Below are 22,307 nucleotides of genomic sequence, written 5' to 3'. Positions count from 1 at the left end.
CTGCCACACCCTCGGTCAGCGGCTCGCGTCGGTCGCCTCGCTTGGCCGTACGGCGTGAGAACGTCGCCATCGTATGGGGAACGTCCGACGGGGCACCGTGAACTTCAGCTCGAGGCGGCCAGTTCGTTCTCGAGCGTTGCGAACATGGCATTGGCGAGCTCGCGCACGTCGAAGTCTCGGTAGGCGCGCGCTTTTGCGGCGCGGCCCAGTCGGTGTCGCTTGTCCGCGTCACCATGCAGGTCGAGGAGCGCTGCGCGGAGGGCCGTCACGTCGCCCTCGGGGACCAACAGCGCCTCTTTGTCGTGAACGACATGATGGCGGATGCAGTGAGTCTCTGTGGAGACGATGGCTCGCCCCATCAGCATCGCGAGCGCGAGCACGGTTAGCCCCACGGAGCGCGTCATTCCCACCAAGGGGAGCACGACGATCTCGGACTCTCCGATCGCCCGGCAAAAGTCGATGAGCGAGAGGCGACCAGGGAAGACCACGTTCGGGCGCGGCTCCTCGGGCCGAGACGTCACCATCACGAGTTCGAGCGGCAGACCGTCCAGCGCCGCGAAGAGCGTGTCGGTGTCCCGTGCGCTGTCCCCGCCCGTGAACACCCTGCCAGAAATGGCGGTGCGGTCGTGGTCGAGCCTGTCCAGCTCCATCGGCCAGAACTGGGCATGGACGTGCGGTGTGTAGCGGTCCATCCCGAACTCGAACGGTAGCGACATGAGCCACGCATGTAGGCGCGCGACGTGGACCGGCGGGTGATTCTGTTCCCAGAGCTGAGTGGCGAGGTGCCGTGCCCACATCACCCAAGGCACGTCGGGCGCAACGCTGGCGAGCCACGCAAACTCGGGTGCGTTGACGTTGGCGAACAGCGCGTCGGCGCCATCGACCAGCTTCGCCAGTGGTCGCACGTCCGCGACGTCTCGCAGCCACCACTCCGTTCCTTCGAAGCTCACCCTAGGCATCTCGCCTAGCTCAGCCTCGAGGCGGCGCACGTCCGCTGGATGCGGACGCACCCAGTCCACCGCCCATCCGGCTGCCGCCGCGCGAGCCACCAACGAACGCGCGACCGCCTCCGAGTAGACGAAGTCGTCGAAGTCCAGGTCGAAGCACACCAGGCGTCGGCGTCTGTCCACGCCTACCGCTGCCTGAATGGCCCGCCAGTGAGCCTCTCCGGCGGGCGTTGGCTCGGCTCCGCGCGCGAGGTCGGCGAACGCCGCGGCTGCCCTCTCGCTCTCCTCTCCCTTGATCTGCGCGACGACCGCCAGCGCGGTGCAGTGGCCGAGGGCCGCACCAACGTCCATGCTCTCTCCCATGCGGCATCGTGCGTGCGCCACCGCGAGGGGTGTCGCCGCGTGCACCAGCCTGACGCGCGCGATCACGGCTGCGGCCGTGAGATCTTCCGGCGAGCCGCTGGCCGCGACCCCCAGGCCAGGGCCAGGGCCCACTCGTAGCACGTGCGCCGCGAGCGACGGCCAAGGGGCATCGAGGCGGACGCCAGGCCTCGGTTCGGGGCGTCGCAGAGTCACCGCCTCGGGCACCGCTTCGCCGAGCAACGCCTCCAGCACCTCGGGGGTGGCCAGGATGGCGAGCGCGCCGGAGCTGTCGGTGCGTAGCGCGGCGGAGAACCACTTCTGGGCGGCGACCACACCTGGTGTGCCGGTCACGGCGAGGAGCCGTCGCGCTGCCACACGCAGCGCGCGCTGCTCCACCTGGCCGGGGCTGCCCGCTTCGGGCAGTAGCAGTGAGTGCATTGAGCAGAGCCTAGCACATCATGGGCGCAGTCCATCGCGCTTGCCGCGCGGCGCGGCTCGTTTCGGGGAATCGACTCGCGCCTCATCAGGGCAGCCCGAACGAGACGTCCAGGTCCATGCCCATGCGCACCCGCTGCGCGAAGCCGCCCGTGGCGACGGTCGAGTGCACGAGCGCGCGCGTGAGCAAGTGCGTGGTGGGCGTGAGGTGGCTGAGCTTCAGGTCCATGGACCCGGTCCCGGTGGCCTGCAGGCTGTCGAGGCGCGCGCGCACGCCGGGCTGCGGCGCCGGCAGGTCTTGCCCCGGAGCCGTCTGCGTGAGCGTCACACCCAGCGAGATCTCCTCGCCTGCGCGCGCGGTGAGCGTGTAGGTGGTCACCTGCTCGGCCAGGATGTGGTTGGTCTCGACCTGGGTGCGGACCTCCCACACGGCGCCCAGCCCCACGGGCTCGGCCGGGAACGGCGCGAAGAGGTCGTGCAGGTTGCGGCGCAGCGCCTGGATCTGCTCGGCCAGCGCGGTGGGCGTCCCCGGCGGGATGACGATGTCCACGGCCGTGCCCAGCCCCTGTCGGTCGATGAGCTGATAGCCCTGGAGACCCACGATGGGGCTGAACTCGCGCTGCAGGCGCGCCACCACGTCGGGGCTGACGCCCTCGGTGGGCACCACCTCGAGCGCGGTGAAGTGGAAGGCGACCATCAGGCGGCCGGCGCCCGCGTCGCCCACGGGCCCCATCTCCACGATGACGCGCGTCGCGGGCAGGCGCGTGACCTGCACGCCGAAGCCCATCTCGAGGTCCGTGCTGCTGCGCGTGGTCACCATCACCGCCTCGCGCGTACCGATGGCCGCCGCGTAGCGCAGCTCGGCGCGCGGCTCGGCCCCCGCGCTCACGAGCCGGACGGTGCTGCGCGCGGGCGGCCCGGAGGGCAGCTGCGCGACCGTGGGGGCTGCCGTCGGCATGGGCGCAGGCGCGCCTTCGATCGCGGGCGCGGGGCTGGGCGCCGGCGCAGCTGGCTCGGGCGACGCGGGCTGGGCGAGACCCAGCGACGCGGCCACGAGTGCGCTGCCCAGCCCCAGCACGCACACGATGAGTGAGAACCATGGCTTCCCTCCTAGACACATGCCGGGACGGTAGCACAAGCACGGCAGACGGCGCGATGGCCAAACGCAGCCGAGAGCCGCCTGCCTCGTCAGCGCACGCGAGCCCCGAACCCGAGAGACACGGCGGCCTCGACGCGCAACGTACGGTCCAGCCAGAACACGCCCGCAGCAAACGTCGCGACGTTCATGTAGCCCACGCCTAGGCGAGCCCGAAACGACGCCACGGCGGACGGGTCTTCCCCAACGATGCCACACGCCGCCTCCACGAAGAGGGCACCGTAGCCGGTGCGCAGGGAGACACCCCCCTCGGGGACCCAGCCTCCGACGAACTGGTCGGCGAGCAGCCCCGCAGCGAACACGCCGACGCTCAGGAACCAACGCCCTTCGAAGCGTGAGCGCCCATCCCCGAAGAACCGACTGACGTCCAGACGCGCCCCGGCGGACGCCCCAGAACCGTCTAGGTTGGCCATGCCGGAGATGGTACCGGCGACCGCGATGGTGGTGCCGCGACGAAGATCGACGTCGAACCCGTGAGCCGCCGCGGTGGACGGGGGACTCCACGTGCCGAGCATGCACCCCGCTCCCATCAGTACGGCGACGGCGAGGCGCTTCCGCAGCACGGGCCGGCGGAGCCCGGACATGGACGCGCACGCGCACGTGGCGACGAGCGGGTGGTCGTCATCGAGGCTCCCTTGCTGGTGTCCGTCCGCCTGCATGTCAGCAGCGGTCAGTGTCGCCAATCTGTCCCTCGGACGCACGCGCTCGTGTCAGTTCGACACCCCCGATCTGCGAGCGCCCAGACCCGCACCGCAGATCTGCGTGGCGTCGCGCTGGCACGGACCTGGCAGTGGGCCACACCATGGACAGACACGACCGTGTGCTCGGAGCGCTCTTCGGCGTGGCCCTCGGTGACGCCCTCGGGCTCCCGTTCGAGGGGCTCTCGCCCCGTCGCATCCGCCGCCGCTATCCGGGTCCGGACCGACACCGCCTCTTCGGGCGGACGGGCGTCGTCTCCGACGACACCGAACAGATGGTGCTGCTCGCGCAGGCGCTCCTCGCGTCTGGCGGTGAAGACGCGGCCACCGTCTCGCGGTTTCGGCGGTCCATGGTCGGGTGGTTCGCGCGGCTGCCCTTTGGCATCGGGGGCGCGACGCTGCGCGCCTGCCTGCGCATGGCGATCGGTCTGCGCAGGCCCGGGGTACGCTCGGCAGGGAACGGCGCCGCGATGCGTGCGGGCGCGCTGGGCGTGATGCTCGTGGACGACGCGGCCCGGCGACGCCGCCTGGGGCGAGCGCTGGCGACGGTCACGCACACGGACGAGCGCGCGGTCGAAGGCGCGCTCTACGTCAGCGAGCTGAGCGCGCTGTGCGCATCTCCCGAGGCCCGGACCCGCGCGGCGTTGGTCTCGGCTGCGCGCGAGGTGGTCCGGGACCCTGCGATCCTCGACGCCATCGACACCGCCGTTCGCAGCGCACGAGAGCCCCTGGACGACGCGGCAGCGCAGCTGGGCACCACCGGCTTCATCTTCCACACCGTCGGCCTATGCACCTACGTCTTCCTGCGCTTCGGGGAGGACCCCATGAGCGGCATCGACGCCTGCATTCGGGCCGGCGGGGACACGGACTCACACGCTGCGATCGTGGGTGGGTGGCTCGGCGCGCTGCATGGTGCCGCAGCCCTCCCGCTGCCGCTCGTGCGGCGCATTCAAGACGGCCCCTTCGGTCCGACGCACCTCGAACGCCTGGCTGCGGCGGTGGTGGCTGGGGGACCGCCGCCGCGTTGGTCGTGGATGTACGCGCTCGCTCGGAACCTCATGCTCTACCCCGTGATCCTCGCGCATGGCTTCTTGCGGCTGCTGCCTTGGTAGGAGCGGTGGGCCGTTCGTCGACCAGCGCGCCCGTTCGTTCGGGTCGGCGTCGAAGGCCAGCACCTCTCGCTGTACCGAGAGACTTCGTGCTCGGTAGACTGCACGCCGAGCTGCCATGAACGTCACCGACTACCTGAGCGCTCTGAAGGTGATCTATCGCGACCACGGTGCCGAGAGCCCGCACACGCTCCGCCTACGCCGCAAGGTTGGCGCGAAGGCCATCGCGAAGGTGGAGAAGGTGATGGGCACCACCCTTCACCCGCAGCTGCGCGCGCTCTGGGACGTCGCGAACGGCTCGGACGACGCGCCCGTGTTCCACGACGGAAAGTACCTCTGTGGCTACGCGCTCCTCTCTGTGGAGCAGGCGCTCGACGAGCGAGACTGCTTCAAGCACCGTGCGCCACAGTACGATCGGGCGCCAGCATGCACGGCTCCCCGGGACCCCCGCGTCGGCGTGGGTTGGTTCTCGCCCGGCTGGCTCCCGTTCGCGGCAGAGAGCGACCACGCCGTGCTGCTCGTCGACCATCAGCCGCTCGGGAGCGGAGTGCCCGGCCAGATCATCCGGTACGTGCATGACCCGGACCGCATCGAGTACGTCGCGGACTCGCTTGCGGAGCTGCTCCCGAGGTCGCTCGCCGCCATACAGAACGACCCCGCAGAGTTCCTCTGCATCTTCTGAAGAGCTGCGGCCGCGGGGTCGAGGTCGTGCTCACCTGGGTCTCGGTTCCCTACAGGTCGCGCACCTGCCACGACACCACGAACGGCTCGCCCTTGCCGACCGGGTGCGCCCACAGCTCGAGCGCGCCCAGCTCGGTCAGCTGTGCTTGCAGCTGCACGGCCACCACGTCCCCTGGGCGATGCCCGGCCGCGGGGAGGGTCAGCTCGATGGCGCCCAGCTCCACCAGCTCGGGCTCGCGCACGTGCGTGATCACGCTGCCCACCGCGTCGTCGTGGCGCGTGCTGGACGCGAAGCAGCGGAAGCGCACCGGCTCGCCCACCACGAGGCCCAGCTGCTGGGGCGGGCGCTCGGGGGCCTCGCCCTCTTGCAGCCCGTGCGGCGCGATGCACAGCGCGTGCAGCTCGGGGGCCATGCCCGGCACGGCCATGGCGGTCACCTCGACGCCCACGTAGAGGCTCTGCGCGAGCCCGCCGCGGATGCGCACGCGCGACGGGTCCGCGTGCTTGGCGTGCGCGTGATAGGCCGCACCACGGGCCACGGCGTGGTCCAGGTCGGCCCCGCCCAGCACGCGGGCCGGCTCGCCGCCCTCGGCCGTGATCCAGCCGTTGAGCGTGTCCATCAGGCGCCGCGCCACGGGCCCGGCCTTGAGCACGCCGCCGTTCAGGAGCACGGCCGTCGGGTGCAGGAAGCTCGCGCCCGGGTGACGGTAGATGGGCAGCTCGGCCCCCGCGTTGGCCTGGCGCGTGAGGAACGCGCCGAGGTGCCGCGTGATGGCCGCGTCCTGCGCGTAGGGCAGCCCCAGCTGCGTGAGCGCACTGCGCGGGCGGGTCGCGGGCGCGTCATGGCTCGCGCTCACGGGCAGGAAGCCCTCCACCAGCGCGGCCAGGGCCTCTTCGCGCGTCAGCTCCGTGCGCAGCGAGGCGCCCACCAGCTTGCTGCCCCGGCTGGGCACCACCACGGGCACAGCGGCGGGCGCGTCGTCCGAGAGCAGCAGCTCTTTCGCAGCGCGGCACGCGTGCGTCAGCGCGCGCAGCTGCCACGCGTCGAGCGCGGCGCCGGTGGCCTCCAGCTTGGCCTTCACCACGTAGGCCAGCGTCAGGTCCATGTTGTCCCCGCCGAGCAGGATGTGGTCACCCACCGCGACGCGCTCGAGGGCCAGGGCTCCGTCGCGCTCCAACACCGCGATGAGCGAGAAGTCCGTGGTGCCGCCGCCCACGTCCACCACCAGGATGACCTCGCCCAGCGCGAGCTCATCGCGCCAGTCCGGGCGGCGCTCCAGCCAGCCGTAGAGCGCGGCCTGCGGCTCCTCCAGCAGCGTCACGTGTGGAAGCCCGGCCGCGCGCGCGGCCTCGAGGGTCAGCTCGCGCGCGGCGGGGTCGAAAGACGCGGGCACCGTCAGCGTGACGTGCTGCTGCGCGAGCGGAGCACCCGCGTGCGCGTGATCCCAGGCCGCACGCAGGTGCGCGAGGTAGCGCGCCGAGGCGTCCACGGGCGACACCTTCTGCACGTCGTCCGGGGCCTCGGTGGGCAGCAGCGCGGCGCGCCTGTCAACGCCGCTGTGCCCCAGCCAGCTCTTGGCGCTGGCCACCAGGCGCAGCGGGGTCGCGGCGCCCAGCTCACGCGCGAGCGTGCCCACCAGCGCGGTCGGCGTGCGGTCCCAGGGCAGCGCCAGGCTGCCCGCAGGGAGCTCCCCCGCGAGCGGCAGGTACAGGCACGAGGGCAAGAGCGCGCGGCCGTCCACCTCGCCTGCGGCCACCGTCTGCGGCACCTGCAGCAGGGGCTGCTGCGTCGGCGCGGGCGGGCGTCCGAGGTCGATGTACGAGAGGGCCGAGTGCGTGGTGCCGAGGTCGATCCCGACGGCGAAGCGCGGGCTCATGCGAGCTCCACCTCGGCCGGCGCCAGCACGCGCGCGTCGTGTCCTTCGACCAGCTTGGGCAGCCGCACCTCGGTCACGCGCCAGCCGCGGTGCGCGAGCGTCCCGCGATATGGGCCGTCACCCACCACGTTGCCCGTCAGGCGCAGCGCGTGCGCGTCGTAGCCCGCCGCGATCGCCACGTCGCTTCCCTCTTCTTCGGTGCGCACGGGCCCCACCGTGAAGTGCGCGTCCACCGCGCGCTTGCAGCCGTCGTGCACCACGCGCGCCGCGGCGCCGATGTCCGCGTCCGAGAAGGCGCTGACGTCCTCCATCAAGAAGTCCACGAAGCGCCCCTCGCGCTGGAACAGCCCCAGCAGCTGCAGCGCGGCGTCGGGCGCGGCGTCCGCAAGGGACACGCGCGGAGCTGGCGGCTCGGGCGCGGGTGCGGGCTCGGGGGCGCGCGGGGCGGGCGCGGGCAGCGCGGGGTTCTGGGCGCTCACCACGGCGGCCGCGAAGCGCGCGTCGAACAGCAGGCGGAAGGGGGCCACCAGCGCCAGCCACAGGCGCGTCAGGAACGAGGGGGTATCGGTCTTGGTCACGCGCGCAGGGGTAGCACGCGTGCTCGACGAAGGGCAGGGTGGCCCTTGACCCGGTATGACCGAGTCGTACCATGGGTCTCATGACTCACGCACAGAAGTTCTCGGTGTCGATGCCCCCGGATGCGCTCCAGTGGGTGCAAGAGAGGGTGGCGGAGGGCGGCTCTGTCAGCGCGGTGCTCACCGCTCTGGTGCGCGAGGCTCAGGCGGCGGAGGAGAGCCGCGCGGTGCGGCTGGCGGCCTTCGATGCGCTGCTCGCGGAGCTCCTCGACGAGCCGCTGCGCGCAGAGGAGCTGCAGGCGGGCGAGGACGAGCTGCGCACGTTGGGCGTCCTCTGATGTCGGGCGGCCTCACGATGGATACGGGCGCGCTCGTGGCGTTGGAGCGTGGGAATCGGCGCATGGCGGCGGTGTGGCGTGCCGCGTTGGCGCGGAACGTTCCCATCACCGTGCCCGCCGTGGTCGTCGCGGAGTGGTGGCGGGGGCAGCGTGGTCCGGCCGCCCGGCTCCTCGACGTTGTTCACGTGGAAGCGCTCACGGACGCCAGCGCCCGGCGCGTCGGCCAAGCGCTGGCGCTACTCACTCACAAGCGTCCATCCATCGTCGACGCTGCGGTCGTCGTGTCGGCAGCGACGCGGGGTGACGTGGTGTACACAGCGGACCTCGACGACATCTGGTCCGTGCGCGATGCGGTGGCGCCCAGTGTCGTGGTGTCGGGGGTTGGCGCCTGAGCGACGGTCCCGCGCTGTCTACGGCAGCAGCGCCTTCAGCGTGCAGCGCGTGTAGACCTTGAACGTCGTGCGGATGCCGTGGAAGTCGAGCGTGCTGGCGAAGCTGTCCAGCAGGCCGAAGGGCAGCATGGTGGGGATGGGCCCGCGGCAATACTCGAGCATGAACGAGCCCTCGGGCCCCATGCGCGAGCCGTTGCTCCGTCCGCGCGGCAAGTGCGACATGTCCCCCGGACGTAGCACGCGCGCGCGCAGCTCGTGCTCCTGGTAGGTGCTCAGCTCGCCCTGCATGACGATGTCCCAGAGGTCGCAGCGGTGGCGCCCGCTGTGCCCTTCGCTGCCGTGCGGCGTGCCGAAGATGAGCAGGTACTCCTTCAGCGACGCGTGCAGCAGCGTCATGGTGCCCATGATGTTGCCGGCGTTCGAGAACACCCAGATGCCGTTGTCGTCGATGGCCTTCGGTCCGTAGTGCGCGACCAGGTCGTCGATCAGCGCGCGGACGTTCTCCTCGATGGGCAGGTGCACGTGGCGCTGCACGATGCCCTGCAGCTCCTCGGGGTCGAAGACGTAGCTCATCCGCGGGAGAGTACACCCATGCCGAGCCCCGGCTGCGCGTGTGGGGTCGCTGGCTGTGCCGCCCCCTTTGCCTGCCGCTCGCGCGCGCCCTCGAGCACCTGGAGCGCGCCGCCGAGGACGGCCGCCGGCTGCGTCACCACGAAGCCCAGCACGCCCACCAGGAGCGCGTCGCTCATGGGCACACCGACGAGGCCCAGCATGGCCACCGCCGTGCCCTCGCGCAGGCCCGCACCCGCGACGCTCACGGGCAGCAGCATGGCCAGCACGATGGCGTGGCCGACCACCAGCAGCTCCACGGGCGAGGCCCCCACGTGCAGCGCGAGCCCCGTGCACACGAACGTCGCCGCGCCGCACAGCTGCGTCACCGCGCCCAGGCCACATGCGCCGAGCAGCTGCGGCGTCGTGATGCGGTCCGCCGAGAGGGCGCCCACCAGCTTCTCGAGCGGACCGCGCAGGCGCGGGGGACTACGCCGTGCGATCGCGCGCAGCCATGCAGGGCGGTGCATGGCGTAGAGGCCCGCGAGCGCGCCGAGGCCGAGCCCCAGCGAGGCCAGCAACCCCGCCGGTCCGTAGAAGCGCGCGGCGCCCAGCGGCAGGAGCGCGAAGCTGGTGGCGGCCAGCGACGCGAAGGACAGGCCCTTCTCGATCAGCACCGCCCGCGCCCCGGCGGCGGTGCGCCCCGTCTCACGCGAGGTCGCGACCACGCGGTAGCCGTCGAGGCCCAAGGTGGACGGCGTGAACACGCCCACGAAGCGCCCGATGAGGTAGTGCCGCGTGAGGAACCCCGCACCCAGCGCGACCTGCTGCGACGCGAGCAACGTGCGCCAGCGCGCCACGCCCGCCAGCACGGCCAGCAGCTGCACCCCGACGCCCGCCAGCAGCCACGGTGTCGTAACGCGCTCGAGGGCCGCGAGGGTCTGGGTGAGCCCGTCGTGCGTGGCGATCCACACGAGCATCCCGAGCAGCAAGGAGACCGAGAACAGCAGCTTCAGCGTGCGCGCCATGTCCCCTAGGTACGTCGATGTAGGTGCATGTAGCAAGAAAGCGACCTAACCCTGCCGCGCGGGATCACGTCGCTCGCGCTCCAGCGCTCAGGCCGTCCAGCGGCGCTCAAGGAGTGGTCGGCCGCAACACCACCGGCAGGTTCAGCCGGGTCCCCGCGACCAGCTCCGGTGTGGGCAACGCGCTGACGGCATCGACCAGGCACTGTCGTGCGCTCGCGACGTGAAGGTCGATGTGTGTCAACGCCACATCGCGTAGCGCACCGTCGCCGACCGTCGCGCGGAGGTCGATGCGTCCGGCAAGCTGCGGGTACTCGCTCAGGTGCCGCGCGCGACACCGCTCCACGGCCCGGTCGATGTCGCCTTGGAGGCGACGCGTCACCATCTCCGAGAGTGGTGGGTCGGCCGCAATCGCTGGGATCTCACGGAGGGGAAGTCGGAGCGCTTCCGACCAGGCCGTCGTGAAGAGATAGGGCCACGCGGCGACGAGTGCCTGGTCCCCGAGGTGGTCGATCGAGCGGGGGACGTGCAGCGGCACATCTTCGAGAGCAAAGGTCCAGTCGAAGCCCCAGCGTCCTGCCTCGTGCCTTGCGATGTGGAGGGGGAGCGCGATGTCGGTCTCTGGGTCGACGGTCACGAAGTACGTCGTGCGCTCGTCAGGGCACATCACTCGCGTCGCGGGTCCGCTGAGCAACGGCTGGACGAGGCCGTCACGCACGATGCGCTCGAGCAGTGTCTCCGCCGTCGCGGATGCCAGGAACCCCGATGGCAGCGCTTGGCGGACGCGCCATGTCAGCAGTCGCGGAGCGCCCACGTCGTCGAGAGCGTCGATGCGGATCGACTCGAGCGCGGCGATCGTGTCTGTCGACACCGTGGCGCGGACGTTGGCAGGGTCTCGTGCCGTGAGGGCGGCCAAGTGACGCCCGAGCGCGAGCCATGGATCGTGGCGTGGCGCACCGATCCGGACTGGCGCGTGCAGGGTCGTGCAGTCGATGCTCACGGCGCCAGCGATGTCATCGAGCATGGTTGCCTCGCCGACTTCGTCCGGGAAGAGGTAGTGAGCCAGCGAGGCTCCGTCGAACAAGAGCCCTCTGTCCGTGTGCACCAAGCGAATCGTGGAGGCGGGGTCACCTCCTGTCAGTCCACCCGTGGCGTCCGCCTGCCATGTCATGTCGACATGCAGTCCGGGCAGTGCGTCAGGCCAGTCCTCGGCTATCAGCGTCGCGAAGAGCGCCCCCGTGTCGAGGGCGTTGAGCCGTTCGCCGACCAACGCGCGGAGCAAGTAGGTGCGGAGACGCGTCGTGCGATCGAGCGGGGCGAGCTCTGCGGGTGTGGCATCGAGCGCCAGCGAACGTAGCTCGCCCAGCCAACCCAGCGTTCCCGGCGCTACGAGGGCGAGCGCAGCCTCACCTCCTCGGAATCGAAATGCGGTGTGCAGCTCCTGCCAGAGCTCGTCGGCGCGCTCGGCCTCCCCAGCGCCAGCGGAGGACGTCGCCTCGGCAGCTGCTGCCTCCGTTCGGAGTCGACCTGGCGCGCCGCAGCCCGCGACCAACGTGAGCGCGATCAACGTCGCGCGAGATGTCCGGCACACTCGATATCCGCGCGTCTCTCGCACGCAGCGAGCATCCTCGACGAAGGGGCTCCCAGCAAGTCCTGCTCGGCCGCGAGCGAGTCACCGACGCTCCCCGAGCGCGCGCTCACCCTTCGTGAGGAGCACCGGCGGACTCTGCAATCACGTCTCCGAGTCCACCGCCTTCTCGCCTCCGCTCTGCCCGACTACCAGCTCACCTCGGCTGGCAGGTACCCGTCCCCTACTCGCAGCGTGCGCGCGGCGCGGTACGCCTCGTCGCCGTTGCCCCACTCGGTGAGGCCCTGTGCCACGCGCTCCATGATGTTCTCTCGGTGCGCTGCCACCCACGCCGCGCCCGCGGCCGCGTCGGGGACGAAGCCCGGGGTATCGGCGATCCACGCCGGGGCCTCGACGAAGCGCTCGGTGCCGCGCTGCACGCCTTCGACTGTGACGCGCGCCTTGCCCCAGCCCATGCGCGGGCGCGTCTCGACCACGTACACGCGACCCGGCTCGGCGTCCACCTCGACCACCTCGGCGTTCTCGGCCAGCACCACGAAGCGGTGATGGCCGGCGGGCACGGTCACGCTCGCGTGCATCTTGCCGCGCAGGATGGCCACGAACTCGCCGGCCTCCGTCACGATGGGGAACGACACCTTCTTGCCCAAGCGCGAGTGGCGCACGAACACGACCACGGCTTGACCCTCTACTACGTGCGCGTCGGTTCCTGCCGTGGCAGGTCGCATGGCTGTCGCTGTGTTGCCGCAGCCGGCACCCATGAGCGCGGCGCCCAGCGCCAGTCCGAAGAGAACTCTTCTCATCACCTACCTCCTTACACCCACGTACATCGTGGCAACGACCTGGGTATCACGGGCCGCCTCGGGCGCAACCCGTCCTCGAGGCTGGGCGTTGGTCAGGCGACCGTCAGCTCGTCCATCCAGCTGTGCCGCCGTGCGACGGCGGCGACTACTTCGTCGAGGCTCGGGTTGTCCCCCGCGAAGCGTGAGCGGTGCTCGAAGACCAGCGTGGCGGGCGGACGCACCACGAAGATGCCGCCGAGCTGAGGGACGTCGCCGAAGGACCCGGTGATCGCGTGCCCGTCGTGCCGTGCGCGCGCGTACGCGCTCCACGCGCTGGGATGCAGGAAGGTGGCGATCCAGCTGCGGCGTACCAGCGCCGCGTCGTAGCTGGCGCGCTCGGGGTCGGTGAGCAGCGTGACGTCGGGGCGCGGCAGGCCCTTGTGCTCGGCGAACTTCCGCGCCTGGTTCACGCTGCCCGAGCCCACGATCACCTGGTGGCCCCCCGCGCGCGTGATCGCGTCGGCGCCCTCGATCAGCTCGGCGACGAGCTCGTGGCAGAAGAGGCACCCGAACTGCCGCACCAACGTCACCACCGTAGGACGGTCGTCGAACACGTCCCGGAGGCGCACCGGGTTGCCGTCGAGGTCGAGGCAGCGAGCAGCTGCGAGCGCTGCGCCCGGGCTGACGTGAGCGTCGAAGGCGGGCGCTGGGCGGGAGCTGATGGTCTTGGTGGCCGACATGAGCCCTACTACGAGCCAGCCCCGCGTTCGGATCGAGGTCGTCGTCCGGGAGCGCTGGACCTCAGTGGGCCGTGCCGTCCGCAGGCGCTTCGCGCGGGGCGCGCACGCGCAGCGGCAGCACGAATGGCTGCTGCGGCGCCTCCAGGTAGCGGTAGCGCGCGTAGTGGCTGGTCACCCGGCGCACGTAGTTGCGCGTCTCGTCGAAGGGGATGTGCTCGACGAACAGGTCCACGTCGACCTCGCCGGGGGTGCGCGCCAGCCACTCGCTCACCTTGGCGTGTCCCGCGTTGTAGGCCGCGATGCTGAGCGGCATCTGGCGCTCGTAGCGCGCGTAGTGCTGTTGGATCTCGTCGATGCCGAAGCGCAGGTTCACGACCGGGTCCAGCAGCACGCCCGCGCGGTAGCGGATGCCCAGCGCCCGCGCGCGCCGCCGTGCGTTTTCGGGCATCATCTGCAGCAGGCCCACGGCCCCGGCGTGGCTTGTGACGCTGGGGTTGTAGGCGCTCTCTTGCCGCATGCTGGCCCACACGTAGGCGGGCGACAGGTCGTGCTCGGCGGCGATGCGGCGGACCTCGCCCGCGTAGGGGCGGGGGTAGGCGGCCTCCCAGGCCCAGCGGTTGTCGTCCGCCGGTGGGCGGCTCAGCTCGTCGTGTTGGAGGGCGGCCAGGCGAAAGGCCGAGGACGTGGCGCCCACGGCACGATACGCCGCCACCAGCCACTCCACCCGCCGCCCGCGTGGAGCGCTGGAGCGAATGGCGTTGGCGCGCGCCTGCACCACCTCGGCCGCGTCGTCCGTCAGGCCGAGCGTGGCGAAGAACACGGCGTCGTCCGGCACGTTGGGCCACGCCAGCGTGTGCGGCGTCTCGCTGCGCGGGCGCCCACCGCCGACGAACGGGCTGCTCACGGGTCGCCCGAGCTGGCTCAGGTGCGCCTCGGCCAGCAGCGAGTACCAGTGCAGTGGCTCTTCTTGGCGCACGCGCTCGTAGGCCAGCGCCGCCGCTGCGCTGTTGCCTCCCGCTTCGAGCGCCCGTCCGCGCCAGTAGTGGCCCCGACCCGCCTCCATGATGCCGCCGCCGCCTTCGGCGTAGCGCGCGAAGAGCTCGGCCGCATCAGCGTGGCGGCCCCCCTCGAACGCGCTCAGCCCCAGCTGGAACAGCGCGCCCCGGCGCAGCTCGGGCACCCGACGGGCGTCGCGGTGCTCGACGAACGCGCGCATCTCGGCCTCGGCGCCCGGCATGTCGTGACGCAGCGCCAGCCACGCGGCGAGGTACAGTGCGTGTCCCGCCTGCCGCGTTCCGCCGTTCGCTGCGGCCAGCGCGCGGAAGGCCACGACCGCGTCGGCGTCACGGTCGGCGCGGGCCAGCGCGCGGGCGGCGTGGAAGGCGTCGTCCAAGGCCTCGGGCCCGCCCGCAGTGGCCGCTTCGCGGAGCACGGTGGCCGCCTCGGCGTAGTCGTGTCGGGTGGCGTAGAGCGCCATGCCGCGCGTGTGCAGGAAGCGCCCGCGAGGCTCCCCCTCGCTCGGCACGGGCACGCCGTCGAGGGCGTCGAGCGCGCCGCGCGGGTGACGCTTGCGCAGCAGCCGCTCGGCGCGGGCCAGCGCCTCTTCCGGCGTGAAGACCGGGGGGTGTCCAGCCAGCTCGGTGAAGCGTCGGGCGGCGGCGCGGGCCAGACGGTGCTCCGGGCGCTCGAGCAGGGCGTGGTGCAGCGCCTCGAGCGCGCCGTCCCGGTCCTCGAGCGCCACGGCCACGTCGGCGCGCAGCGACCACGCCGCGAAGCGGTCCACCGGGCCGGCGTCCTCGGCGAGCACGGCGTCGAGCCGCAGCACGGCGTCTGCGTGGTCACCCAGGCGCAGCGCGCACTCGGCCCGCTGGAAGCGCGCGAGGCCTCCGTGGGCAGGCTCCTGCACCAGCTCCTCGAGCAGCGGCAGCGCCTCCTGGCAGCGACGCGCGCGAATCAACAGCTTGGCGCGCCGGGTGCGGGCGTCGTCGCGCGCCACGGGCGGCAGGTCGCTCAGGTCGGCCAGCGCGGCGGCGGCATCATCGGGACGCCCCAGTCGCTCCAGCAGGCGGCCCCGCAGGTAGCGCGCCCCGCGCGGGCGCTCCGCGACCGGCAGTGCGTCCAGCATGGAGAGGGCCTCGGCGTCCCGATGCGCGCGCACCCGGTTTGCCAGCGTGTCCTCGTCGGTGGAGGGCTCCACGGGCGGACGCAACACAGGCGTCTCGGCCCCGGCCGGGGCCGAGACGGGGCGTCCAGTCGCGGTCGACGGAGCCGAGGGCGTGTCGGCGTCCTGCGCGGAGACGCCCACGCACGCCGCCACCAGGCTCAGCGCGGCGAGCGCGACGCGGTGCGGACGGACGACCAGCGGAGAACAGAGCATGAGTTCACCCTACAACGTCTCGGCGCGCCGCCCATGTTCCTGCACCGGCAGCGCGTGGCGGCAGGCGGAAAAATGCGTGCGGCGACGCAATCGCCCCGGCGAGCGCACGAGAACGGCGCAGGTCCCTCCTTCGCTCTCTCCTCTCGGAGCCGCTCATGTCCATCACGCCCGTCCACATCCGCCCCACCACACACGCCGCCGCCTCGGGGGCCGCCGCTCCCCCGCCGCCGACCGCAGCCACCCCGGCTGCGCCGTCCACCGTCCAACAGGACGCCGCCGCCGACGTCCACAGCCTGCAGGCCGCTCGCCCGGCGGCCCAGACCACGGACGCCGCCTATCGCGCCGCCATCGACGCTGCGGTGCGCATCTACCTGGAAGACGGCCCCGCTGCGCTGCGCGAGCACCTCGGGGCGCAGCCGGCCGCGCTCTCCTCGCTCGCCAACGTCGGCGCCGTGCGCCTGGAGGGAGATCTCGAGCGCGCGCTCGAACATCAGGCGACCGGGCTGCGCCACCTCAGCACCGGCCTCGACGCTGCGACCATGCAGGGCATGGTGGAAGAGGTGGCCGGCGCGCGCGTCCGTCAGGGCATCGTGCAGGAAGCGGAGACCGTGGTGGCCGCGCGCCTAGCAGGCCTCCAACAGCTGAGTGACGGCTTGCCCGGGCGTCTCGAGAGCTTGCGCAACGCGCGGCCGGGCACGCCCGAGCACGTCGAGGCGCAGCTGCTGGGCATCCGTGGAGACGCCGCCGACCTGGAGCGCGCGCGCGCGGCGATCGCCCACAGCGCGGATGGGCTGCGCACGTTCGTGAACCGCATGCGCGGCCAGAGCTGGCAGCCGGGTGAGTTCCCGGACGCTGCGTCGCGCGCGGCCCGCCGCCTGAACCTGCAAGGCGCCGCCGACAGCTCCGGCGTCACGGCCGGGGCGCGTACCGAGGCGCCCGGCGCGCACGTGCACAGCGCGCTCCAGCTGGCCGAGGCAGCCCACGTCGTCGGCGAGCTCGGTCACCTCGCGCACGGGGTGGCCAACGTCGCGGTCGGTACGGCGGCGGCCGCGGGTCTGGCGGTGTCGGTCGTCGGGCTGCTGGTTGGGTCCGTCATCCACCACTACACGGAGGAGGCACATCAGGCCCACATCACCTTCGGGCGCAGCCTGGGGCTCTGATCGCTCGGACGCGGTCGTCACGACGCTCGCGGCTTCGGCAGCGCGGCGCGTCGTCCGCCCGGTGGGCGGTCGCTCGTGGGCGGGCACGGCGGTGCCGCGATGGGGCTCCGCCGTGCCTGGGCTCGTCAAGCGCGCGCCAAACCGGGTACCATCGCGCTCATGAACGAGACCATCCTGCACGCCCTGCTCGAGGCGGGCGTTCGTCACGGCGCGAGCGACGTGCACTTTCGTCCCGGTGCTCCGCCGTACTACCGGGTCAACACGCAGCTGGTCCCGCTCAAGGCCGACCCGCTCACGGCGGCTGCCACGGAGACGCTCGCGCGGCTCATCGCGGGGCCGCGCATGCGCTCCGGGGAGCACACCCAAGAGGTGGACTCGAGTTACCAGCTACCGGGCATCGCGCGCTTCCGCGTCAACATCTACCGCCAGCGTGAGACGTACGGCCTCGTGCTGCGCATCATCCCCACCGAGGCGCCCACCATCGGCAAGCTCGGCCTGCCGCCCGTGATCGAGACCATCGCCGACGCCGACCGCGGCCTCGTGTTGGTCACGGGCACCACCGGCTCGGGCAAGTCCACCACGCTCGCCGCGATGGTGAACCACATCAACGAGACGCGCATGGCGCACGTCCTCACCATCGAGGACCCGATCGAGTTCCTGCACGCCAACAAGCGCTCGTCCATCTCGCAGCGCGAGATCGGCGTGGACACGGCCAGCTTCAACATCGGCCTGCGCGCCGCGCTGCGTCAGGACCCGGACGTCATCCTGGTGGGCGAGATGCGCGACGCCGAGTCCATCGACATCGCGCTCAAGGCGGCCGAGACGGGCCACCTGGTGTTCAGCACGGTGCACACCACCGACGCCACCAAGACCATCGGCCGCATCCTCGGCGTGTTCCCGGCCGAGGAGCAGGAGCAGGTGCGCCAGCGCCTCGCGCAGAACCTGCACTCCACCGTCTCGCAGCGCCTGCTGCCCCGACGCGACGGGTCGGGCATGGTCGTGGCGCAGGAGATCATGCTGTGCACGGGCTCGATCCGCGAGGCCATCGCCAAGCCGGGCTCCATGTCCATCAAGGACCTCATCGAGAAGAGCCGCATCCAGTACAAGATGCAGTCCTTCGACCAGCACCTCGTGGACCTCATGAAGGGCGGGCACATCACCAAGGAGGTCGCCCTCAGCGCGGCCACCAGCCCGTCGGACTTCGAGCGCAACCTCTCGTACACCTGAGTCACCCGGGTCGTCCGGGAGCGCTGCCGCGGCCGCGGCTCCGAGGCGCCGCGCGCCCCTCGCCTCCGCCCAGCCGTGTGCGCGCTCAGAGCCGCTGCATGCCCGACGCGGGCGTGTAGTCGCCGGGGCCCGTGGGGAGCGTCCCGAGCGCCTCGCGCACCGCGAACGTCGCGCCGGAGGCGTACTCGAAGCCGCGCGGCACGTGCACCAGGCGCACGTCGAGCGTCTCGCACAGCTCACGCAAGGGAGCGTCTGCGGGTCGCGTGCCGAGCAGGATGGCCACACGCGCCGTGGCCAGCACCGCGCCGTACAGTGGCCGGTAGGCCTGGTCGTGCGGCAGCGCGAACAGCTCGAGGTCCGTTCCGCCGAAGCGGATGGTGCCGAGCGGGCCCAACAGTGCGTCGCCCGCGCTCTCCGCAGCGTCGGCGGCCGCCGCGAACTCACGCACCGACTGCAGCGCGCGGCTGAAGCGCAGGACGTCCTCGCTGCTGCGCGCGACGACCCCCAAACGCACGGCCCCCTCGCCCCCAGCGCGCCGCAGGCGAATCGCCGCCGCGCGCATGGCCGCCACCTCGTGCTCTGCGCAGAAAGCCACCTGTCCCTGGGAGGCGTCGATCTCGATCGCGTCCGCCTCTTGCAGCGCGAGGATGGCCTTGAGGGTCTCGAGGTCGTGCCCGGGCACCAGGTCGAGCAGCTCCTCGATGCTGCGCGGCTCGTCGAGGTGCTTGCGAATGGCAGCCACCACCGGGTCGTCGGGGCCGTCGTGGCTGCGCTCGTACACCAGCGCGCTCAGCGCCGGCAGCTCCGAGCGCACGCGCACCGACTCGTCCACGCGGCGCACGGCTTCCATCAGGAGGTGGTCCACCGGCAGCGCGATGCGCTGCGCCACGCTGCGCGTCTCGGGCTGGAACAGGAAGCGCCCCTCGCGCAGGGCGAGCACGCGGTAGACCGCCTTCTCGCCCATCGCTTGCCCGAACACGGCGTCGACGATGCGCCCCTCCAACAGCCAGATGGCGCCCACCCCGCCGCCTGCGTGGACCTCCAGCTTGCCCGTCCGGCGGTTCTGCGAGAACACCTGCAGCAGGTCGAACAGGGCCACCTGCGACAGGTCGCCCTTCAGGTCGTCTGCACCGCGCGGGGCTCGGCGCCGCGTGATGACCTCGTCCACGCGGCGGGCGATCTCCTCCGCGTTGAAAGGCTTCACGATGGGTTCGGCCAGCGCGTCGATGGCGCTCAGGCGTGCCGGGTCGCCCTCGCCCATGATGAACACGTGGGCGTCGCTGGTGCGCGGGTTGTCACGCAGCACCTCGAGGAACGTGCGCACGTCCAGCACCGGCAGGTCCCGGTCCACCAGCACCACCTCGGCGCTTGTCTCGACCGCGTGTTGCAGACCGGAGCGTCCGTCCGTCGCGAGCGCCACGTGGTGGTCGCGCGCCCGCAGCGCCGCCGCCAACGCGACCAGCGTGTCGTAGTTGCCGTCCACCACCAAGACGCGGCCCTTCATACGCGCACCTCCGGCTGCAGATGATAGGCGGCCTGTAGCGCGGTGATGAGCCCGTCCACCAGGTCGAGGTCGGCGGCGTGGTACGCCAGCAGCGACCCGTTGGGGAGGCTGCGCCCCACCAGCATGTAGCCGCCGATCTCGCTCAGCGCGAGCAGCACCACGCCCTCGCGCAGCCGCTCGTCGGCGACCGGGAGGCGCAGCTCACTCCCCGGCGCACCCGCTTCCCCGCCCAGCACCCAGGCGCGCACGGTGGACGGCTCGGCTCCCACCGCGTCCGCCAGCGCGGCCACCATCCCAGGGTCTCCGGCCGCGTACAGCGTGCCCACGGCGCGATGCCGAGTGGCGTCTCCGATGAGCGTGCGCGCCACCCGGGGCAGCAGCTCGCGCGGGAGCACGACGTGCTGCGCGAGCCCCTGCGCGTCGTGGTTGCGCTCCAGGTCCTCGTGCAGTTTCACGCCGCCTTCGGGCGGGAAGGTGACGTCCGCGGGGTCCCCCAGCAACAGGTCGATGGCTTCCCAGAACGGCATGCGCGCGAGCCCCATGCGCCGGAACACACCGGCCCGCGACTGCTCGGCGCGGCGGCGGCCCACGCGCAGCAGGCGCCCCAGGTCACCCCCGTCCGACGGGAACACGGCAATACCGACGACCGGGTCCACCCCGCTCGCCGCCTGAAAGCGGGCCAGCTCCGTCAGCTCGTTGAAGCGCGACTCGATGCGGCGCTTCGCGGCCAGGGCTCCCAGCAGGCCCGTCTCGGGCAGCAGCACGTAGTACTCGTCGTCCTCCACGCGCGCGAGCACGTCGGAGTCGCGCACCGTCTCGAGCAGCGCGTCGCTCAGGAGCCGCCGGAAGTCGAGCAGGGTCTCCGGGTCGAGCTGCGGGCGCGCCGCCTCCACGCCGTCCAGGTTGACGATCAAGAGCGAGAAGCGCCGCTGGTGGCGCGCGGCGCGATCGATCTCGCGCCCGGCGACGTCGCCGAAGTACGCGAAGGTGTAGGCGCTGGTCTCGGGATCCTTGATGCCCGAGCGCGCAATGGCGTCCACCCGTCGCGCGGCGGTCATCGCAGCCGTGCCCAGCCCGGCGATGACCTCGAGGCCCGCCAATCCCGCAGTGTCGACGCGCTCACACTCGAGCAGCAGCACGGCGTCCAGCTCGGCCGTGCCCATCAGCGCCACGCGCACCACGTCGCGCGTGACATCGGCGCGCCGCTCGCGCTCGACGACCACCGCCCGCGTGGGGTCCAGCTCCAGCAGCTCCTCCTGCGTGAGCACGCCCGGGAAGCGCGTGCGCTCACCGTGCGTCGCGACGCGCGCGTAGTCGTTGGCGCCCAGGTAGGCGGGCGCGTAGAGCGCCCCCGTGCTGGCGCTGCACTCCGCCACGCACGCGTCGAGCACGCGCGCGCCCACCACGGTGGGGTCGGTCTCGGCGACGAACGCCGCGCATCGGGCGTAGGTGGCGGTGCGCTTCTGGCTGAGCTCCCCCTCGGCCGCCAAGCGTTTCCGCTCCTCCACCAGGATGCGCCGCTCGCGGCAGCGGTCCGCGGCCACCAGGAGCGCGTCACCCGTCAGTGGGAGCATGACGCTCTGCAGCACACCCAGCGCAAGCGCGTGTGCCGTGTCGGCCAGCTCGCTCGGGGCGGTCATGACAACCACGTCCACGTCGGGGTGCAGCGCACGAATGTGATGCACCAGCGCGAGCCCGTCGCCGCGGGGCAGTGACAGGGACACCAGCGCCAGCTGGTGCTCGGAGCGGGTGAGTTGGGCCAGCGCGTCGGGTACGTCCACGGCGATGGTCACCTCGTCGCCGTGGTCGCGCAGCACGCGGTCCGCGAAGCTCGCGGCGGCGGGGTCGGCGGCGACCACCAGGGTGCGGAGCCGCGGTGGCGTCATGCGCGGAGCGCTCCCGTGAGCCGGGCGCTCGGCGACAGCTCGAACACCAAGCGCGCCGGGCCGCGCATGCGCACGCGGTCACCCACCTCACCGACCGTGATCTCCAGCGGCCCGCCCGGTAGCTCGAAGCGCAGCGCCTCGTGGCGGGGGGCGCGCGCCGTCAGCACCGCTGCCACGCCCGCCGCGCACGCGCCCGTGCCGCAGGCCAGGGTCCAGCCGGCCCCGCGCTCGAGCACGTCCAGCTGGAAGTGACGCGCCAGTCCGTCCGCGTCGGCCGCGAGGGTCTGGACGAAGCCGACGTTCACGCCGCGCGGGAAGAGGGGCAGCGTCTGCACCAGAGGGCCGAGCGCCAGCTGCTGCGGTCGCGGGTCCGCGCCGAGCGCGTCGAAGGTGACGGCGTGCGGGTTGCCCATGGAGATGGCCGTCAGGTGCAGGGTCTGCTCGCCCACCTCGGTCGGCGCGTCCACCATTGGCTGCTCGTGCCGGGTGGGCACCTCGGCGGGCTCGAGGGAGGGTACGGCCATCTCCACCGTGACCCAGGCGTCGTCCGGGTCCGAGGCGTTGCGCTCGACGCGGCAGGTGTGGGGCCCCGCCCCCGTCGCCACGTCGAAGGTGCGCGCCAGCACGTTGTCGCCCGCCCGCCGCACGTAGTGCAGCGCCACGCAGCGCAGGCCGTTGCCGCACATCTCGGGGATGCTGCCGTCCGCGTTGACCACGTGCATGGACGGCTGCTCCGGGTCCACGAACAACAGGCCGTCTGCGCCCACACCGAAGTGCCGGTCGCACAGGGCCCGCGCCAGGCTCGCGTCGGCGGCGTCGTCGCGCGCGCCGCGCGGCCGCTCGATCACGAGGAAGTCGTTGCCGAGGCCTTCGTACTTGAACATGCGTTCCAGCGCCATGG

20 protein-coding genes are annotated in these 22,307 nt (G+C 72.3%); 6 read left to right on the top strand and 14 right to left on the bottom strand.

Features of this window, described 5'->3' with window-relative positions:
- Positions 1 to 104 precede the first annotated feature (104 nt).
- From H6726_02825 to H6726_02815, 3 genes are all read right to left on the bottom strand, one after another.
- The gene (locus H6726_02825) at positions 105 to 1,748 is read right to left on the bottom strand and encodes a glycosyltransferase (protein MCB9656558.1); all 1,644 of its coding nucleotides are present in this window, start codon (positions 1,746 to 1,748) and stop codon (positions 105 to 107) included.
- Positions 1,749 to 1,833: 85 nt separating this feature from the next.
- Positions 1,834 to 2,865, bottom strand: a complete 1,032-nt coding sequence (locus H6726_02820; GenBank protein ID MCB9656557.1) for a hypothetical protein — start codon at positions 2,863 to 2,865, stop codon at positions 1,834 to 1,836.
- 68 nt (positions 2,866 to 2,933) lie between these two features.
- The gene (locus H6726_02815) at positions 2,934 to 3,560 is read right to left on the bottom strand and encodes a hypothetical protein (GenBank protein ID MCB9656556.1); all 627 of its coding nucleotides are present in this window, start codon (positions 3,558 to 3,560) and stop codon (positions 2,934 to 2,936) included.
- A gap of 143 nt (positions 3,561 to 3,703) precedes the next feature.
- Here H6726_02815 and H6726_02810 point away from each other — a divergent pair, with 143 nt between their 5' ends.
- Both H6726_02810 and H6726_02805 read left to right on the top strand, forming a co-directional pair.
- Positions 3,704 to 4,711 carry an ADP-ribosylglycohydrolase family protein gene (locus H6726_02810; GenBank protein ID MCB9656555.1) on the top strand — a complete coding sequence of 336 codons (1,008 nt, stop codon included), beginning with the start codon at positions 3,704 to 3,706 and terminating at the stop codon, positions 4,709 to 4,711.
- A 115-nt stretch (positions 4,712 to 4,826) separates the two neighbouring features.
- Positions 4,827 to 5,390 carry an SMI1/KNR4 family protein gene (locus tag H6726_02805; GenBank protein ID MCB9656554.1) on the top strand — a complete coding sequence of 188 codons (564 nt, stop codon included), beginning with the start codon at positions 4,827 to 4,829 and terminating at the stop codon, positions 5,388 to 5,390.
- Between the two features lie 49 nt (positions 5,391 to 5,439).
- Here H6726_02805 and H6726_02800 read toward each other — a convergent pair whose 3' ends face one another.
- Complete coding sequence (locus H6726_02800) at positions 5,440 to 7,266, bottom strand: Hsp70 family protein (protein ID MCB9656553.1); 1,827 nt, start codon at positions 7,264 to 7,266, stop codon at positions 5,440 to 5,442.
- Entirely contained in the window at positions 7,263 to 7,844 is a 582-nt protein-coding gene (locus H6726_02795) for a DUF2760 domain-containing protein (protein MCB9656552.1), read from the bottom strand. The genes H6726_02800 and H6726_02795 overlap by 4 nt, the downstream gene beginning before the upstream one ends.
- Before the next feature lie 80 nt (positions 7,845 to 7,924).
- On the opposite strand from H6726_02795, the gene H6726_02790 reads away from it, so the two are divergent.
- Positions 7,925 to 8,179: a hypothetical protein gene (locus tag H6726_02790; GenBank protein ID MCB9656551.1), complete on the top strand. Its 255-nt coding sequence runs from the start codon at positions 7,925 to 7,927 to the stop codon at positions 8,177 to 8,179.
- On the top strand, positions 8,179 to 8,571 hold the full coding sequence (locus H6726_02785; protein MCB9656550.1) for a PIN domain nuclease: 393 nt from the start codon (positions 8,179 to 8,181) through the stop codon (positions 8,569 to 8,571). Before H6726_02790 ends, H6726_02785 begins: the two co-directional genes overlap by 1 nt.
- A gap of 18 nt (positions 8,572 to 8,589) precedes the next feature.
- Here the strand turns inward: H6726_02785 and H6726_02780 are convergent, their stop codons facing one another.
- From H6726_02780 to H6726_02755, 6 genes are all read right to left on the bottom strand, one after another.
- Positions 8,590 to 9,144, bottom strand: a complete 555-nt coding sequence (locus tag H6726_02780) for a hypothetical protein (GenBank protein ID MCB9656549.1) — start codon at positions 9,142 to 9,144, stop codon at positions 8,590 to 8,592.
- A complete protein-coding gene (locus H6726_02775) occupies positions 9,141 to 10,148 on the bottom strand; it encodes a flippase-like domain-containing protein (GenBank protein ID MCB9656548.1) in 1,008 nt (335 codons plus the stop codon). Before H6726_02775 ends, H6726_02780 begins: the two co-directional genes overlap by 4 nt.
- 106 nt (positions 10,149 to 10,254) lie before the next feature.
- On the bottom strand, positions 10,255 to 11,736 hold the full coding sequence (locus tag H6726_02770) for a hypothetical protein (GenBank protein MCB9656547.1): 1,482 nt from the start codon (positions 11,734 to 11,736) through the stop codon (positions 10,255 to 10,257).
- Between the two features lie 185 nt (positions 11,737 to 11,921).
- The gene (locus H6726_02765; GenBank protein ID MCB9656546.1) at positions 11,922 to 12,533 is read right to left on the bottom strand and encodes a hypothetical protein; all 612 of its coding nucleotides are present in this window, start codon (positions 12,531 to 12,533) and stop codon (positions 11,922 to 11,924) included.
- Between the two features lie 92 nt (positions 12,534 to 12,625).
- Positions 12,626 to 13,252 carry an AhpC/TSA family protein gene (locus H6726_02760; protein ID MCB9656545.1) on the bottom strand — a complete coding sequence of 209 codons (627 nt, stop codon included), beginning with the start codon at positions 13,250 to 13,252 and terminating at the stop codon, positions 12,626 to 12,628.
- A gap of 61 nt (positions 13,253 to 13,313) precedes the next feature.
- Positions 13,314 to 15,629: a transglycosylase SLT domain-containing protein gene (locus H6726_02755; protein MCB9656544.1), complete on the bottom strand. Its 2,316-nt coding sequence runs from the start codon at positions 15,627 to 15,629 to the stop codon at positions 13,314 to 13,316.
- A 155-nt stretch (positions 15,630 to 15,784) separates the two neighbouring features.
- Between H6726_02755 and H6726_02750 the strand changes: the two genes are divergently transcribed.
- Together H6726_02750 and H6726_02745 are read left to right on the top strand one after the other, a co-directional pair.
- A complete protein-coding gene (locus tag H6726_02750) occupies positions 15,785 to 16,789 on the top strand; it encodes a hypothetical protein (protein MCB9656543.1) in 1,005 nt (334 codons plus the stop codon).
- Positions 16,790 to 16,948: 159 nt separating this feature from the next.
- The gene (locus H6726_02745) at positions 16,949 to 18,016 is read left to right on the top strand and encodes a type IV pilus twitching motility protein PilT (protein MCB9656542.1); all 1,068 of its coding nucleotides are present in this window, start codon (positions 16,949 to 16,951) and stop codon (positions 18,014 to 18,016) included.
- Between the two features lie 85 nt (positions 18,017 to 18,101).
- Here H6726_02745 and H6726_02740 read toward each other — a convergent pair whose 3' ends face one another.
- From H6726_02740 to dapF, 3 genes are read right to left on the bottom strand one after another with little or no spacing between them, the layout of a single operon-like run.
- Entirely contained in the window at positions 18,102 to 19,520 is a 1,419-nt protein-coding gene (locus H6726_02740) for a DUF4388 domain-containing protein (protein ID MCB9656541.1), read from the bottom strand.
- Positions 19,517 to 21,406, bottom strand: coding sequence for a response regulator (locus tag H6726_02735; GenBank protein MCB9656540.1), 1,890 nt, complete (start codon positions 21,404 to 21,406; stop codon positions 19,517 to 19,519). The genes H6726_02740 and H6726_02735 overlap by 4 nt, the downstream gene beginning before the upstream one ends.
- The gene (dapF, locus tag H6726_02730; GenBank protein ID MCB9656539.1) at positions 21,403 to 22,305 is read right to left on the bottom strand and encodes a diaminopimelate epimerase; all 903 of its coding nucleotides are present in this window, start codon (positions 22,303 to 22,305) and stop codon (positions 21,403 to 21,405) included. The genes H6726_02735 and dapF overlap by 4 nt, the downstream gene beginning before the upstream one ends.
- Positions 22,306 to 22,307 lie beyond the last annotated feature (2 nt).

The organism is Sandaracinaceae bacterium, assembly GCA_020633055.1.
Taxonomy (GTDB): Bacteria; Myxococcota_A; Polyangia; order Polyangiales; family Houyiibacteriaceae; genus JADJJE01.
Note: the sequence above shows the minus strand (reverse complement) of the source record. Positions and strands in the feature narration are given on the sequence as shown.